Genomic DNA, 15396 nt, shown 5'->3' with positions numbered 1-15396 from the left:
GATTTTAGCAAAAAGCCTAGAAATATGTGATCTACTCCCGAGCATTTCTGCGATTTTTACGCTTAATGCCCATTTTCTTCCTCAGAACGAATTGATTAAACGCAACTTTATTCTAATCGATGCATAATTCAAATTGACTCTTGCTCAAAAACTGGGCTGAATACGCAATGTACCTGTCACATTATGGTGCAACAATGATTTTTAGCACCATAATAGTGCAAGCAAAGATCATTTTGGTGCAAGCAAGTGCACCAAACTAGCATTCAAAAACACAATTGCTTGAAATTAATGGAATATTTTTTTTGGCACGGTTTTGGCTTTAGTTAAAACAGCATCGATTAATGAAAAGTCAAATTGATTAATCAATGCCAGGTTTCATGAATAATTCATAAATCGAGCTTTTACCGCTTATTAACACTGGAGGTTATCCAAGATGTCAGTAGAAAACGTTCTATCGCTGATCCAAGAAAACGAAGTTAAGTTTGTTGACCTACGCTTCACTGATACAAAAGGTAAAGAGCAGCACATTTCGATCCCTGCTCACCAAATCGACGCAGACTTCTTCGAAGAAGGTAAAATGTTCGATGGTTCATCAGTTGCTGGCTGGAAAGGTATCAACGAATCAGACATGGTAATGATGCCTGACGCATCTTCTGCTGTGCTTGACCCATTCACGGAAGACGCAACACTAAATATCCGTTGTGACATCTTAGAGCCTGCAACAATGCAAGGCTACGACCGTGACCCACGCTCTATCGCAAAACGCGCTGAAGACTTCATGCGTTCTACAGGTGTTGCAGATACTGTACTTATCGGTCCTGAACCAGAATTCTTCCTATTTGATGACGTGAAGTTCTCGACAGACATGTCAGGCTCTTTCTTCAAAATCGACGACGTAGAAGCGGCATGGAACACAGGTTCTGACTACGAAGAAGGTAACAAAGGTCACCGTCCAGGCGTTAAAGGTGGTTACTTCCCAGTAGCTCCAGTAGATTCATCTCAAGACATCCGTTCTGCTATGTGTCTAGTAATGGAAGAAATGGGTCTTGTTGTTGAAGCGCACCACCACGAAGTGGCAACGGCGGGTCAAAACGAAATCGCAACTCGTTTCAACACGCTAACAACCAAAGCTGACGAAATCCAAATCTACAAGTACGTTGTACACAACGTTGCTCACGCGTTTGGTAAAACAGCGACGTTTATGCCTAAACCACTTGTTGGCGACAACGGCAGCGGTATGCACGTTCACCAGTCTCTAGCAAAAGATGGCGTAAACCTATTTGCTGGTGACAAGTACGGCGGTCTATCTGAAATGGCGCTTTACTACATCGGTGGTATCATCAAACACGCTCGTGCAATCAACGCATTCGCTAACCCATCAACAAACTCGTACAAACGTCTTGTACCAGGCTTCGAAGCACCAGTAATGCTAGCTTACTCAGCGCGTAACCGCTCTGCTTCAATCCGTATCCCAGTGGTACCAAGCCCGAAAGCACGTCGTATCGAAGTTCGTTTCGGTGACCCAGCGGCGAACCCATACCTATGTTTCGCAGCAATGCTTATGGCTGGTCTTGACGGTATCAAGAATAAGATCCACCCAGGCGAAGCGATGGATAAAGACCTTTACGATCTTCCAGCTGAAGAAGCAGCAGAAATCCCAACTGTTGCATACTCACTAAAAGACGCACTAGCAGAGCTAGATGCTGATCGTGAGTTCTTAACAGCGGGCGGCGTATTCTCTGACGACTTCATCGATTCATACATCGACCTTAAGTCTCAGGACGTAGAGCGTGTGAACATGACAACTCACCCTGTTGAGTTCGAACTTTACTACTCTGTGTAAGGTCGACACTGTGTAAAATGTAAACACAGCAATAAAATATTAGGCTCGCCTCGCAGGCGGGCCTTTTTTGTATTCGCCAGTCAAGCTTCGACGTTTAACATAAGAGGATAATAAAAATACGCTTAGAATTTTTCCTTACAGGTCAAAGAGCTAAGCCATTGAAACGTGAAATCATCGAACAAGAGAAGGTGAGCAATGAAAGTTCAGCTTATTCCATCACTGTGTGCACTCAGCGGATTGTTAATCGCCTCTATCGCCTTCGCGCAGGTCGCGTATACGTGGGTAGATGAAAATGGCGTGGTTCACTTTAGTGATACGCCAAACAAAGGAGCAAAAGCGATCGCACTGCCAAACCTTGAAGCCAGCGCACCAGCTCCTGAGGTAGAAAGTACTGAATCGCTCGCACCTCAGACTACGCCATCTACTGCATCACAAAACAAGCCAGAGAAAACAACCGAGAAGCCTCTTCTATTACAACTCTCGATGCTGACTCCCAAGCACAACGAGACCATCCGCAGCAATCGAGGCATCATCAATATTCAATTAGAAACCAATCGCAAGCTTGGTATCGGTGAGCAATTGCAATTGTTACTCGATGGAAAACCTTATGGTGCACCACAAAACCATATAGTGTGGCAGTTAAACAATATTGACCGAGGCACTCACACACTTGCTGTGCACGCGAAAAGAAGCGGCAAGCTTATTGCATCTACTAGCCCTATAACGGTGCATTTACATAGAGCAAGTGTTAAGCCGACCGTAAAAGGGGCAAAATAGAATATCTGGTGAAAAAAATTACATCACAGCGATGCTTTTCACTTTTTCTTCTAAGATTTATTCGCCATACTTAACGTTCAATTGCACCATTATTGTGCATCGCACAATCTTAAAGCAAAACAAGGACGTAATGTGGATACCAGTCTTCCTAGTGCCATTCTCAACAATATGGTGACAGCAACGCTGATTCTTGATGATGGATTGGCCATCCGTTATGCCAATCCGGCTGCCGAATTGCTGTTTTCTCAAAGCGCCAAACGAATTATTGAACAATCACTTTCTCAATTGATTCAGCATGCGTCGCTGGATCTCGCGCTGCTCACTCAACCGTTGCAAAGTGGCCAAAGCATCACCGACAGTGACGTCACTTTCGTTGTTGATGGCCGCCCTTTAATGCTAGAGGTGACGGTTAGCCCTATCACTTGGCAAAAGCAGTTGATGCTTCTGGTCGAGATGCGCAAAATTGATCAGCAGCGCCGACTCTCTCAAGAACTGAACCAACACGCCCAACAACAAGCAGCGAAGCTGTTAGTCCGAGGGCTTGCACATGAGATTAAAAATCCGCTTGGCGGCTTACGCGGTGCGGCGCAATTGCTAGAAAAAATGCTGCCAGAGCCCTCTCTCACCGAATATACACACATCATCATTGAGCAAGCAGACCGTTTAAGGGCGCTCGTGGATCGATTACTAGGACCGCAAAAGCCAGGTAAGAAGACACAAGAGAATCTGCACCAAATTCTTGAAAAGGTTCGCCAACTGGTTGAATTAGAGTCACAACGCTCAATCATCATTGAACGAGATTATGACCCAAGCTTGCCAGAGATTTTGATGGATACAGACCAAATCGAGCAGGCAATGCTTAATATCGTCAGCAACGCCGCACAAATTCTTAGCCATCAAGAGCACGGGAAAATAACCATTCGCACCAGAACGGTGCATCAAGCCAATATTCACGGCAAACGCTGTAAACTCGCTGCTCGTGTCGAAATCACAGACAACGGCCCAGGTATTCCACCGGAACTACAAGACACGCTGTTCTATCCCATGGTCAGTGGCCGCGAGGGAGGAACTGGATTAGGGCTATCTATTTCGCAAAATTTGATCGACCAGCACAATGGAAAAATAGACGTAGAAAGCTGGCCTGGTCACACAACATTTACTATTTATCTGCCGATCTGAGTGCGCTAATGGACTTCAAGTCGCGTCAGTTTTTCGGTTTGCTGCAAGGATTACTACATGAGTAAAGGATATGTTTGGGTCGTTGATGACGACAGTTCAATTCGCTGGGTAATGGAGAAAACACTCTCCTCTGCCAACATCAAATGTGAAACCTATGCCGATGGAGAAAGCGTGTTAATGGCGCTCGAACGCGAAGTGCCGGATGTTCTAGTATCAGACATTCGCATGCCAGGTATTGATGGGTTGGAGCTACTAAAGCAAGTACAGCGCGATTACCCAGACCTTCCCGTGATTATCATGACCGCGCATTCAGATTTAGATGCGGCAGTGAATGCGTACCAAAAAGGTGCTTTTGAATATTTACCAAAACCTTTTGATATTGATGAAACTTTAACTCTGGTTGAACGAGCCATTGCACACAGCCACGAAAACAAACGCGAGCAGCTCTCTCCAGAAGACATTCCAGCAGAAACGCCTGAAATTATCGGTGAAGCACCAGCGATGCAAGAGGTGTTTCGCGCCATTGGTCGTCTTTCTCGCTCCTCTATTTCAGTCTTGATTAACGGTGAATCGGGCACGGGTAAAGAACTCGTTGCTCATGCACTGCACCGTCACAGTCCACGTGCTAACAAACCTTTCATTGCGCTCAATATGGCGGCAATTCCCAAAGACTTGATTGAATCAGAACTGTTTGGCCACGAAAAAGGCGCGTTTACGGGGGCAAACAATGTTCGTCAAGGACGATTCGAACAAGCCAATGGCGGCACTCTATTTTTAGACGAAATCGGCGACATGCCATTGGACATTCAAACTCGTTTGCTACGCGTTCTAGCTGACGGGCAGTTTTATCGAGTGGGCGGTCACTCTCCGATCAGTGTCGATGTACGAATTGTCGCGGCAACACACCAGAACTTAGAAAAGCTGGTGCAAGAAGGTGACTTCCGTGAGGACCTCTTTCATCGCTTAAACGTGATTCGCGTGCAGATCCCGGCACTGCGTGAGCGTAAGCAAGACATTGAAAAGCTTACACAGCATTTTCTTATCCGTGCGGCTGATGAGCTTGGTGTGGAAACAAAAACTCTCCACCCATCGACCGTGGAGATTCTTAACCGCCTTGATTGGCCTGGCAACGTTCGTCAATTAGAGAATATTTGCCGTTGGTTAACCGTTATGGCCAGTGGTAGCGAAGTGTTACCAAATGACTTGCCAAGCGAACTACTCGAAGAGAAAAAATCCATTTCAGACTCTGCACATGGTAGTTGGCAAGAACAATTGGCGGATTGGGCACGGCATTCACTCGCAGCAGGAGATAAAGAACTACTTTCTTACGCTTTACCAGAATTTGAACGCATTTTATTAGAAGCAGCCTTAGAGCACACTAAAGGTCATAAGCAAGATGCCGCTAAAGTATTAGGCTGGGGGCGAAATACACTCACCAGAAAATTAAAAGAATTGTACTGACAATCACTTACGTGGTGCGTTAACAACGAGCGTCGTTTGTCACTCGATATTAATAAAAACATCAGTACAATTGTGGCGCACCACCATCTATGTGATTAGGCGATGTCTACTGCTACGACTCAAATTACACTGCGTACTGCTGTTCTGATTCCATTTGTCATGATCTTCTTACTGGCGATCGGTGTCATTGTCTACGTCCAAAAACAAAGTTACGAAGAAGTGGTCACGGATATCAGTGACAAGCAACTTTCCGTGTTAACCGAAAGTGTCCACGACCACCTCAATAGCTATCTACGTAAGCCTTTTACTGCGGTTATGGCTCTCGCGCACAACGTCAGCTATCACAACCTTTATCGCCCTCACGATACCTCAGACATTCAAAACTACCTGCTAAGTGCATTCAAAAATCTTTACCAATCGATACCGCAGTTGGATGTAATCGCATTTGGTTCAGAAAACGGCGACTTTGCAGGCTTTCGCCGCGAACTTTCCGACGATTACACCTTAATGGTGCAAGATCGCCACACCGATGGTGATCTGGTTATTTATGGAACCAACCATGTGAGTAACAACATTCGAACGGTTATCTCCCAATACGATCCTCGCACTCGCCCATGGTATAAGCCCGTTGCAGAGAGCCAAAACGCCACTTGGTCTGAAATTTATACCAACGCTGATGAACGCCAGGATATTACGCTATCAGCCATGACGCCGGTGTACAAACACGACCAATTTGCTGGTGTTTTGGTGACAGACATTCGTATCAATACATTCAACGAATTCCTGCGCGAGTTAAAATACAACACTAAAGCGTCGGTCTACATCATGGACCCAGATCATCGTTTAATCGCTCACTCAGGCCCGGGAAGCGTCATCTCATGGGGCACAAAATTTTCGGATAAAGGGCAGCGTTTGCTTGCCGCTGAAAACGCAGACCCGATCATCAAAATCAGTGCGAGCCGCGTCCGGTCTTTCGATCTCAACAACACCAAGCAACCTTATACTTTTTCATTTGAACATGATGGACAACGTATTTTCAGTCGGCTAACCCCGTATCGAGACCAAGATGGCTTAACATGGTTTATTGGCACCTCCATTTCGGAGTCCGAGCTTCTCGGCCTGTTACCAAAAAGCCAGCAAGAGAGTTGGCTCGTTGGCATTATTGTAAGCCTATTTGGGATCGCCATCAGTTGGATCATTTTCAACCGAGTTACCAGACCAATTAACGCGACGGCCGCCGCCGCTCAGCACCTGGCAAATGGGGATTGGGATAGCGGCATGCCAAAGCCTGGTTATGTGTATGAGACAACCGTACTGGTTCATGCTTTTAATGAAATGGCGAACAATCTAAGAGCTTCATTCAAAGCATTGCGTGAACAGTTAGTTTATGACTCTCTAACACGCTTATATAGCCGTCAGGGTTTGGTCGAAATCTGTGAAAATCAGTCTCATCTTTGTCACGGCAGTTTATTTTTACTTGGTATCAACAAATTTAGAGATATCAACGACAGTGTGGGTCATCACAACGGCGACCAGTTGTTGGTCAGCATCGCTGAAAGGCTAAAACAGCAGTTTCGTGACAACGCATTATTGGCTCGGATTGGTGGTGATGAGTTCGCGGTGTTTCTCTCAAATGTCGACACTGAAACCAAAATTAAACAAACCGAGCGTCGATTACAGCAACTCTTTTCCACCCCATTTATGGTGGAAGGCGAGAATGTAGTGATGAAGATTTCACTTGGTATTGTACAAACCCAGCCAAACGAAACCATGCCTTTATGGTTACGCAACGCCAGCATCGCATTAAGTTACGCTAAACAAGACTCACTGACTGGTGTTTGTCACTACAGCCCAGAACTAGCGAGCGCTTCAAAGTTTCGTACGCAAATGCTGACCAAGATCCAAACTGGCATTGAAAACCGAGAGTTTATTCCTCATTACCAACCGATTGTGGATCTCGTCAGTGGCACAGTGTGTGGCGCCGAAGCACTTGCGCGTTGGCATAGCGACTCAGGTATGGTGTCACCATTAGATTTTATCCCAATCGCGGAAGAAAGCGGCATGATCAAAGCCATCGGCCAACAGATTCTGTTACAAGCTTGTCGCGACACTTACCAAGCGATCGAAAGCAAACAGTGGCCGTCGGACTTCCAACTGCATGTGAATATCTCCGTTAATCAACTATCTTGCCCAAGTTTTGTTGATACGGTGATAAGCGTATTGGATATCACGAAATTACCAGCAAGTAACCTCACACTAGAGATCACAGAATCACGTATCATTGATAGCGCACCGACCACACTAGAAAATATGACTAAACTGCGTGAAATGGGTATTGGTATCGCGATAGATGACTTTGGCACCGGCTACTCATCACTGGGTTACCTCCACTCTCTGCCGTTTACCTGCTTGAAGATTGATCGCACCTTCATCAATCAACTCACACAAGAAAACTTAAACAGTTCAGTCGTCGCTGCCGTCATCAATATCACAGCAGGTCTCAAAACTAATGTCGTCGCGGAAGGTGTCGAGGATAGCAATCAAGCACAATTACTGCGCTCTTTAGGCTGTAATCAGGTGCAAGGCTTCTACTACAGCCGCCCTATGCCACTAGAAGAATGGCCAACACATTTGGTGAACATGAAGTAGAAAAGAGCGAGAATCGTTGATTTCCTAGTCATCCTCTACTGACAATCTACCCAACTGTTATTTATACTTAACTGCAAATCTTACCCATGTATTGTCACAGATGATGTTTGGGCCCTGTTCCAGTTCATAACTATCGGATCGACAAAATGATAACGAAGAACCTTCCTCTTACTGATTTGCACCGTCACCTCGACGGTAACATTCGTACTAAAACGATTCTTGAGCTAGGCCAAAAGTTTGGCATTGCCCTACCAGCGTACGATATTGAGTCTCTCACTCCTCACGTTCAAATTGTCGAAGCGGAACCCTCTCTTGTTGCTTTCCTTTCTAAGCTCGACTGGGGTGTTGCTGTACTGGGCGATCTAGATGCGTGTCGTCGTGTCGCGTACGAAAACGTAGAAGACGCGCTAAACGCACAAATCGATTACGCAGAGCTGCGTTTCTCTCCTTACTACATGGCGATGAAACACAAACTACCAGTAGCGGGGGTTGTTGAAGCCGTCGTGGACGGTGTGCAAGCGGGTATGCGCGATTTTGGCGTGAAAGCCAACCTGATCGGTATCATGAGTCGTACATTTGGTACTGACGCATGTCAACAAGAACTGGACGGCATTCTGAGCCAGAAAGATCACATCGTTGCCGTTGACCTTGCGGGTGACGAGCTAGGCCAACCGGGTGATCGCTTTGTGTCTCACTTCAAGCAAGTACGCGATGCTGGCCTTGGGGTAACGGTCCATGCTGGTGAAGCAGCAGGTGCAGAGAGCATGTGGCAAGCAATCAATGAGCTGGGCGCAACTCGTATCGGTCACGGCGTAAAAGCGATTCACGATCCAAAACTGATGGATTACCTAGCAGAAAACCGCATTGGTATTGAATCTTGCCTGACGTCAAACTACCAAACAAGTACGGTAGAAACGCTAGAAAACCACCCTCTCAAGCAGTTCCTAGAGCATGGCGTTCTTGCGTGTTTGAACACTGACGATCCAGCGGTTGAAGGCATCGAACTGCCATACGAATACGAAGTAGCGGCACCAGCCGCTGGCCTGAGCCAAGACCAGATTCGCCAAGCGCAAATCAATGGCCTTGAGATTGCGTTCCTTTCAGAAGCAGAAAAATCGGAACTGAGAGAAAAAGTAAAAGATCGCGCTTAAATCCAGCGAAAACATAAAAAAATGCCAGCATCTGCTGGCATTTTTTATATCTTGAATCTGTATCTCTGATTAAATAACACGAGAGAACTGTTGCTGACGTGCCTTTGCTCGTAGGTATTTATCGAAGCTCATACAAATATTACGGATCAACAAACGACCTCGCAGCGTCACACGAATTTCATTATCATCCACTTCCACCAGCTCATCGTTAATAAAGGTCTGAAGTAGCTGCAAATCTTCTTTAAAGTACTGTTCAAACCTCACTTTAAACTCAGACTCAATGGCTTTCTTGTCTAACTTGAAGTTACAAATCAGCTGCTTAATCACTTCGCGACGGAGCAAATCATCAGAGTCCAGCGAGACCCCTTTCCATAGAGCGTGACGAAGTTCGTTGACTTGAGCGTAGTATTTCTTCAGCTCTTTCTGGTTTTGCGCGTACGCATCGCCGATCATCGAGATTGCAGAAACACCAAAGCCAACCAAGTCACATTCACCTTGTGTGGTGTAGCCTTGGAAATTGCGATGCAAAATACCTTCGCGCTGGGCAACAGCAAGTTCATCGTCCGGCAAAGCAAAGTGGTCCATACCGATAAATTGGTAGCCAGCACCAGTCAGTGTCGCGATGGTGTCTTGCAGAATCGCCATCTTCTCCTCTGCTTTTGGCAGGTCTTCGTCTTTAATCTTACGCTGCGCTGCAAATAGCTGTGGCATGTGCGCGTAGTTAAACACGGATAGACGGCCCGGCTGCATCTCTAGCACTTGTTCTAGAGTCTTGGCAAAAGATTCTTTGGTCTGCTTCGGTAAACCGTAAATCAAATCTAGGTTCGTCGAACGAAAGCCTAACTCTTTTGCGCGCGCAACCATCGCAACGATGAACTCTTCATCTTGCTCACGATTCACCAGTTTTTGCACTTCTTTGTTGAAGTCCTGCACACCGATGCTCAAGCGATTGAAGCCTTCACTACGCAGATGATCCAGCATGGTCAGCTCGATTTCACGCGGGTCAACCTCGATACTGATTTCAGCATCGCTACTAAAAGTAAACTCTTGGCGTAGCAGGCTCATTACACGCGTGATTTGCTTTTCAGAGAGAAACGTCGGTGTACCACCACCAAAATGCAATTGCGTCACGGTGCGACCCACAAGTAATGCAGCACGTTGACGAATTTCGTGTTCAAGCACGTCGAGGTATTCATCCGCTTTGTGCGAGTGGCGCGTAATGACTTTATTACATCCACAGTAGTAACAAAGCTTGTGACAGAACGGAATGTGTACGTACAGCGATAATGGGCGTTCTGGGTATTGAGTGCATGCCATATCATAATCAGAAATGGTGAACGCTTCATGAAACTCCAGCGCCGTTGGGTACGACGTATAACGAGGCCCGGAATAGTTGTACTTATCCAATACCGCTTGATCCCAGACGATTTGCTGTTTCGATTCAGTGTGTTGATTCGACATGGTGGTACTTTCCGTTAAATGCTAGGGCAACGAAAGCCGTCACCCGATATTCAGAGCCGCTATTTTGCCATACGACGATGACAAGCGTGGCAACGCCGACTGGCTTTTTAAGTATAAAACTAAAGAAGTGCTAGCGTGATCACGATACCCCCATTAGCCATAAGGAGACTATTGGAGGTCGCGCTTAAATCATCTGAATATTGATTTGATTATTCAGTGGCTGGACGTTTTTCTGCAACACTTTGAGCTCCTCAATAATCGCATCAGTGAGGCGGCTTTCCGCTTTATGACGCGTCAAGTTCTGTTGCATACGCTCTTTCTTGGCAAGTTTTTGGCGTTCTTCGCCACGCGCCATATCTTTCACGATGTGGTAAAGCTCAGAAATCGCAGGGTACGTTTTATCGAAATCAACGCGGTCTTCACCTTGTACATAATCCATGATGTTATACACACGGATACTGATTTCAGATAAATCGCACTGGCCTTGAATGCCCGCCTGACACAAGGTATGCACATTCTCAAAAATGTTGGCGTTACGTTTGTCTATCGCCAATTTTTGATGCTTCAGCTGCAATTCCTTTTGCTTTTTCAATTGAAGCAGAAGGTAACCTGCATAAGAAGCGAGTGCGATGATAATCACAACACCAGCAATAGCTAATAAGGTTACATTCATAGCTTAATTATCCTTTATAGTCGTCGAAATTAATGTCGTCGAAATCTGCCAGCAAGTCATCATCGTTGCGCGTGCTTTTCTCAGCAGGTGCAGTGAAGTCTTCCTCTTCTTCAGGTTCCAACAAACCTAGTTGGTCCATTAGCTTCTCAATGCGATCGAGTTTCTCATCGACGAATTTCTGTAGACCTGTGCCCAGGTTTTCACCCGCTTCAATACGGTCTAGCAACACGTTCAATTGCGCGTCATTTTCTAGCATCTCTAGTTCTTGCTCTGCCGACAAACGACGCTCTTGCTTCGTCATTTTCTTCGCAGGTTCAACAATCAGAGGTATTTTCTTTTTGCTGCCTAAGCGCGGGTCGCGATTTTGTGCAGCAGCTTGCTTTTTCTGCTCGTTAACTTCTGAGTTACGGTTACCCGTTTTCAGACCTTTACGCTTTTTAGCACGCTTGCGTAAGCGGCCTTCCACATCAGATTCTGTACGGTTACGAGTTACAACAAACTCAGGTGCACCAGCGGCACCCGGTTTTCTAGATTTTTTACTACGGCTCATTACTGGGGTTTCCTCAGTAAAATTACATCATTACCAATAAATTCGAGTTCGAGCTTATCCCGCTCTGCTAGGAACTGGAACGTGTCACGACTAAAGAACACTACGTGAGTGAGATCGTTCTTATAATGCCATGATTTGAAAGCCTCCACGTCGATGACCATTTTCGTCATCAGGCCTATCCAGCCCCCTGGCTTAACTAAATTCAACCATTGCTTCCACACCAAATCTGGGTGGTAGAGGTGCTCTATCACCTCTGTTGCTGTCATGAAGTCGTACGTTTTTTCTAAAACCGACGTATCAGGGTGGTAGTAGAGATCGTACAACGCCATGTTGTGCCCCGCCTCTTCCAGCATCAAGGAGAGCGTTGGGCCAGGACCACAACCAAAGTCGATACCATTTGATTGTGGAGAAATTCGCTCTGTGATCGGGTCAGCAATACGCGACAAAAAGCGTCGGTAACCCAAATCATCGGGGTTGTTCTCATGCAAATCATAGTGAGCTTTTTCGCTTTCCGCATCCAAACGTTGGTCTGGATTTACGAATACCAAGCTGCACTGCTCACATTGAAGATATTCACGACGCTTATCTTCAAAATAATGGTGAGTGCGCTGATTTTGGCATAAAGGACAGGTATGCATGCTGACTTCCTCAAACAGGGATGCGAAACATACCAGAAAGTGAACTCGGATTGGAGTGTTGTTGAGTATTTTTTCAGCAATTTTTGTTAAAAAACTTTGTTTACAACCTATAAAGCTAAAGTAAGTGCTGTAATCTCAATTCAAGTTACGACTGAGCAAGTCAACGGATATAAAAAAAGCGACAGTCAGACTGTCGCTTTCTAAGTGCCATCAATTGGCGAAACTGTGTTGCACACATTTGGTGCACCAATGATCCCTTTGTTTTTAGAGCTTTCCCTGCCAAAAAGAGTTGTTTTTCATCTTCCTGATGAGTTTTGGCTATCCGTTTACTTCCTGTCTACTGAGCAACTTCCTGTGCCTGATCCGTTTCACTGTCTTAACCGTCAGACGAGATGACCATCCTTATCGGATAGGCTCCCTACCTATCTAAATCCCTTTCTAAATCACCAAGCATCCGAGCTACATCCTTGGAGACCTAAACCGTGGTCTTAAATCCTTACATTCACTCCCTGTGAACGACTTCTACTTTACGCCATCCCGTTATGCTCACAAGTAATGGGTTGAAAAAATAATCCGCCTATTTTTCTAAAAAATCAAAATTATCATTTAATCAAAAACTTAAAAACACTAACAAGAAAAAGCCAACATCAAGTATGGCAAATGTCTCACAAACTGCCGAGCCAACTATCGCTTTCGCATCCAAACTCGACTGTGATATCTGTCACGAACAAAAATGCCCTAGTGGATTCACTAGGGCATTTTTGTACAAGTTGCTCGAACGATGTAGGGACATCTACCCAACCAGCTCAAGATGCAGGATCTTGAGCGATTTAGGTATATTAGTGCAGACCGCCAACGTATTTAGACAGCACTTCGATATCTTCGTCTGTCATTTTCTTCGCGATGTCGCGCATCATGGCATTCATATCATTACCACGGTCGCCATCACGGAATTTTTCTAGCTGAGCTTTGATGTAGTCAGCATGCTGACCAGAAATTTTCGGGAAACCTGAAAGCTCAGTACCATTGCCACGAGGACCATGACATGCAATACATGCGGTTAGGCCACGCTCGGCATCACCAGCGGTATAAAGCGTTTTGCCTTTTGCTACTACATCTTCAGGTGTTGAGTTTTCTGAAACTGGTAGCGAAGCGTAGTAAGCAGATAGGTCTGCGATATCTTCATCGCTCAGTGGCATTGCCATACCACTCATTACAGGATCGTAACGACCTTGTTTACCACCACTTGTCATGCCTAGCTTAAGTTCTTTTAACTGCTTCTCAAGATACTTAGCGTGTTGGCCTGCGAGTTTCGGGTACGTTGTTATTGCACTGTTGCCATCTGCTCCGTGACAGGCGACACAGGTTTGTGATTTTGCTTTACCAGCCTCAATATTACCTTGGGCCCATACTGAGCAACTGGCTAAAAGACTCAAAATTAGCGCTAATTTCTTCATGACATTCCATTATAATTATCAAGCTTCCAGTACCACGGAATGTGAACATACCGCGTACACTCATGGTACAATAGGCGACCTTATGCCGAGCACGGTTATTTTACACATTTTCACAAAAAAGTAATCAATCGACTACACAAAGTCGAGATGGAGTTAACAGTGAGCGTAAAAATTCATTACCAAAATACGCATTTCATCACCAGCGCACCCGATATTCGTCACCTGCCGGAAGACGAAGGTGTCGAAATTGCGTTTGCAGGACGCTCAAACGCTGGTAAATCGAGTGCACTTAACCGTCTAACTAATCAAAAAAGCTTAGCCAAGACATCAAAGACACCTGGTCGTACGCAATTAATCAACCTTTTCAAAGTAGAAGAAGGTTGTCACATTGTCGATCTACCTGGATACGGTTTTGCTCAAGTACCGGTAGAGATGAAAAACAAATGGCAGAAATCTTTGGGTGAATACCTACAGAAACGCGAGTGCCTAAAAGGCTTAGTGGTTCTAATGGACATTCGTCATCCAATGAAAGATCTCGACCAACAAATGATTTTCTGGGCCATCGATAGCCACATTCCTGTGCAAGTTTTGCTAACCAAAGCAGATAAACTAAAAAGTGGTGCACGCAAACAAACTCTACTGAAAGTTCGTAAGCAAGTAGAAACTTTCGGTGGTGACGTTTCTGTTGATGTGTTCTCTTCACTGAAAGGATTAGGTGTCGATCAGCTACGTGCAAAACTGGATACCTGGTTTGCACCAGCACTAGCACACCTGATAGAAGAAGACGAACAAGAGATACCAGCGAGCGATGAAGAATAATTAACAATATTTGTTAAATTTCTTCGACACGGCCCTGCCATTTGGTGGGGCTTTTGTTTATCTGAACTAAATAACAGGCAATAAAAATCCCCGCCTTCCTGGCAGGGATAACGGGAGAGAAAAATTGGTAATTATTGTTATGTGACGAAGCATTGCTGAACTGAGATTCGATTTCAATAGGTTAAAAAGCGCTCTTGTTTCCTGTGTATCACCAAACATTCACTCCAAAAACACCCAATAGCGTTACAATTCAGACAGTTAAGCCAAGCAAATCTTCAAAAAGATGTAACTTAGTTTCTTTCAAGAAAAAATAATAGTGTGACTGGCGTAAATTTACAGGATGAATAACGCAATAAATTTGAAGGAAAAATCGAGATTTTGCAGTGACTTAGAAAGGTCAAAAAAGAAGGTTTTTAAAGGCTTACTTTAAGCTACTGATCTAAAAGAATAATTTTCTTTCGCCCAATAAAAAACGCCCCAGTCAAAAACTGACTGGGGCGGCTGAATCAGCCTAATCCAATAACGTGAAACAAAAGGTCTGAAAGATAGAACATCTTACCTCTGTACCCTACGAGTATTAATGTACAACAATTGGTCAGAATTGCAAAGAATTTTTGTAGTTTTTTTTCATGAAATTTTTATTAAGCAACATCAAAGTTAACTTTGCGCTAGCTTTTTTAATCTCAAAAAAAAGCCAGCGTTTGTGCGCTGGCTCATAATTAATTGGTTATTTTGGTC

General features: G+C 45.0%; 12 protein-coding genes. 7 read left to right on the top strand and 5 right to left on the bottom strand.

The window, feature by feature from the left end:
- Positions 1 to 433 precede the first annotated feature (433 nt).
- The 6 genes from glnA (at position 434) to add (ending at position 9060) form a co-directional block, all read left to right on the top strand.
- On the top strand, positions 434 to 1843 hold the full coding sequence (gene glnA / locus R7044_RS06715; RefSeq protein ID WP_005379275.1) for a glutamate--ammonia ligase: 1410 nt from the start codon (positions 434 to 436) through the stop codon (positions 1841 to 1843).
- A 195-nt stretch (positions 1844 to 2038) separates the two neighbouring features.
- A complete protein-coding gene (locus R7044_RS06710) occupies positions 2039 to 2620 on the top strand; it encodes a DUF4124 domain-containing protein (protein ID WP_225455424.1) in 582 nt (193 codons plus the stop codon).
- 132 nt (positions 2621 to 2752) lie between these two features.
- The gene (glnL, locus tag R7044_RS06705) at positions 2753 to 3799 is read left to right on the top strand and encodes a nitrogen regulation protein NR(II) (RefSeq protein WP_017821940.1); all 1047 of its coding nucleotides are present in this window, start codon (positions 2753 to 2755) and stop codon (positions 3797 to 3799) included.
- A gap of 57 nt (positions 3800 to 3856) precedes the next feature.
- Positions 3857 to 5260: a nitrogen regulation protein NR(I) gene (glnG, locus tag R7044_RS06700; protein WP_017821941.1), complete on the top strand. Its 1404-nt coding sequence runs from the start codon at positions 3857 to 3859 to the stop codon at positions 5258 to 5260.
- Between the two features lie 102 nt (positions 5261 to 5362).
- Positions 5363 to 7909, top strand: a complete 2547-nt coding sequence (locus R7044_RS06695) for an EAL domain-containing protein (RefSeq protein ID WP_054579550.1) — start codon at positions 5363 to 5365, stop codon at positions 7907 to 7909.
- Between the two features lie 146 nt (positions 7910 to 8055).
- Entirely contained in the window at positions 8056 to 9060 is a 1005-nt protein-coding gene (gene add, locus R7044_RS06690) for an adenosine deaminase (protein ID WP_005382965.1), read from the top strand.
- Between the two features lie 69 nt (positions 9061 to 9129).
- Here the strand turns inward: add and hemN are convergent, their stop codons facing one another.
- From hemN to R7044_RS06665, 5 genes are all read right to left on the bottom strand, one after another.
- Positions 9130 to 10521 (bottom strand): oxygen-independent coproporphyrinogen III oxidase, encoded by a 1392-nt coding sequence (hemN, locus tag R7044_RS06685; RefSeq protein ID WP_025768296.1) that lies wholly within the window; start codon positions 10519 to 10521, stop codon positions 9130 to 9132.
- Between the two features lie 184 nt (positions 10522 to 10705).
- Positions 10706 to 11194: a DUF2489 domain-containing protein gene (locus tag R7044_RS06680; protein ID WP_054579549.1), complete on the bottom strand. Its 489-nt coding sequence runs from the start codon at positions 11192 to 11194 to the stop codon at positions 10706 to 10708.
- Between the two features lie 7 nt (positions 11195 to 11201).
- A complete protein-coding gene (gene yihI / locus R7044_RS06675) occupies positions 11202 to 11744 on the bottom strand; it encodes a Der GTPase-activating protein YihI (RefSeq protein ID WP_005379252.1) in 543 nt (180 codons plus the stop codon).
- On the bottom strand, positions 11744 to 12382 hold the full coding sequence (locus R7044_RS06670; RefSeq protein ID WP_005379250.1) for a class I SAM-dependent methyltransferase: 639 nt from the start codon (positions 12380 to 12382) through the stop codon (positions 11744 to 11746). Before R7044_RS06670 ends, yihI begins: the two co-directional genes overlap by 1 nt.
- Before the next feature lie 839 nt (positions 12383 to 13221).
- Complete coding sequence (locus tag R7044_RS06665; RefSeq protein ID WP_005379248.1) at positions 13222 to 13839, bottom strand: c-type cytochrome; 618 nt, start codon at positions 13837 to 13839, stop codon at positions 13222 to 13224.
- A 159-nt stretch (positions 13840 to 13998) separates the two neighbouring features.
- Between R7044_RS06665 and yihA the strand changes: the two genes are divergently transcribed.
- The gene (gene yihA / locus R7044_RS06660) at positions 13999 to 14658 is read left to right on the top strand and encodes a ribosome biogenesis GTP-binding protein YihA/YsxC (RefSeq protein WP_017635019.1); all 660 of its coding nucleotides are present in this window, start codon (positions 13999 to 14001) and stop codon (positions 14656 to 14658) included.
- Positions 14659 to 15396 lie beyond the last annotated feature (738 nt).

The sequence above is a fragment of the Vibrio sp. 1402 genome (genome assembly GCF_033340275.1).
The sequence above is the reverse complement of the archived record's forward strand: the minus strand, read 5'-3'. Positions and strand labels throughout refer to the sequence as shown.

Coding starts and splice junctions, on each gene's coding strand:
- glnA (WP_005379275.1), top strand. CDS start 434: ATGTCAGTAGAAAACGTTCTATCGCTGATCCAAGAAAACGAAGTTAAG.
- R7044_RS06710 (WP_225455424.1), top strand. CDS start 2,039: ATGAAAGTTCAGCTTATTCCATCACTGTGTGCACTCAGCGGATTGTTA.
- glnG (WP_017821941.1), top strand. CDS start 3,857: ATGAGTAAAGGATATGTTTGGGTCGTTGATGACGACAGTTCAATTCGC.
- R7044_RS06695 (WP_054579550.1), top strand. CDS start 5,363: ATGTCTACTGCTACGACTCAAATTACACTGCGTACTGCTGTTCTGATT.
- add (WP_005382965.1), top strand. CDS start 8,056: ATGATAACGAAGAACCTTCCTCTTACTGATTTGCACCGTCACCTCGAC.
- hemN (WP_025768296.1), bottom strand. CDS start 10,521: ATGTCGAATCAACACACTGAATCGAAACAGCAAATCGTCTGGGATCAA.
- R7044_RS06680 (WP_054579549.1), bottom strand. CDS start 11,194: ATGAATGTAACCTTATTAGCTATTGCTGGTGTTGTGATTATCATCGCA.
- yihI (WP_005379252.1), bottom strand. CDS start 11,744: ATGAGCCGTAGTAAAAAATCTAGAAAACCGGGTGCCGCTGGTGCACCT.
- R7044_RS06670 (WP_005379250.1), bottom strand. CDS start 12,382: ATGCATACCTGTCCTTTATGCCAAAATCAGCGCACTCACCATTATTTT.
- R7044_RS06665 (WP_005379248.1), bottom strand. CDS start 13,839: ATGAAGAAATTAGCGCTAATTTTGAGTCTTTTAGCCAGTTGCTCAGTA.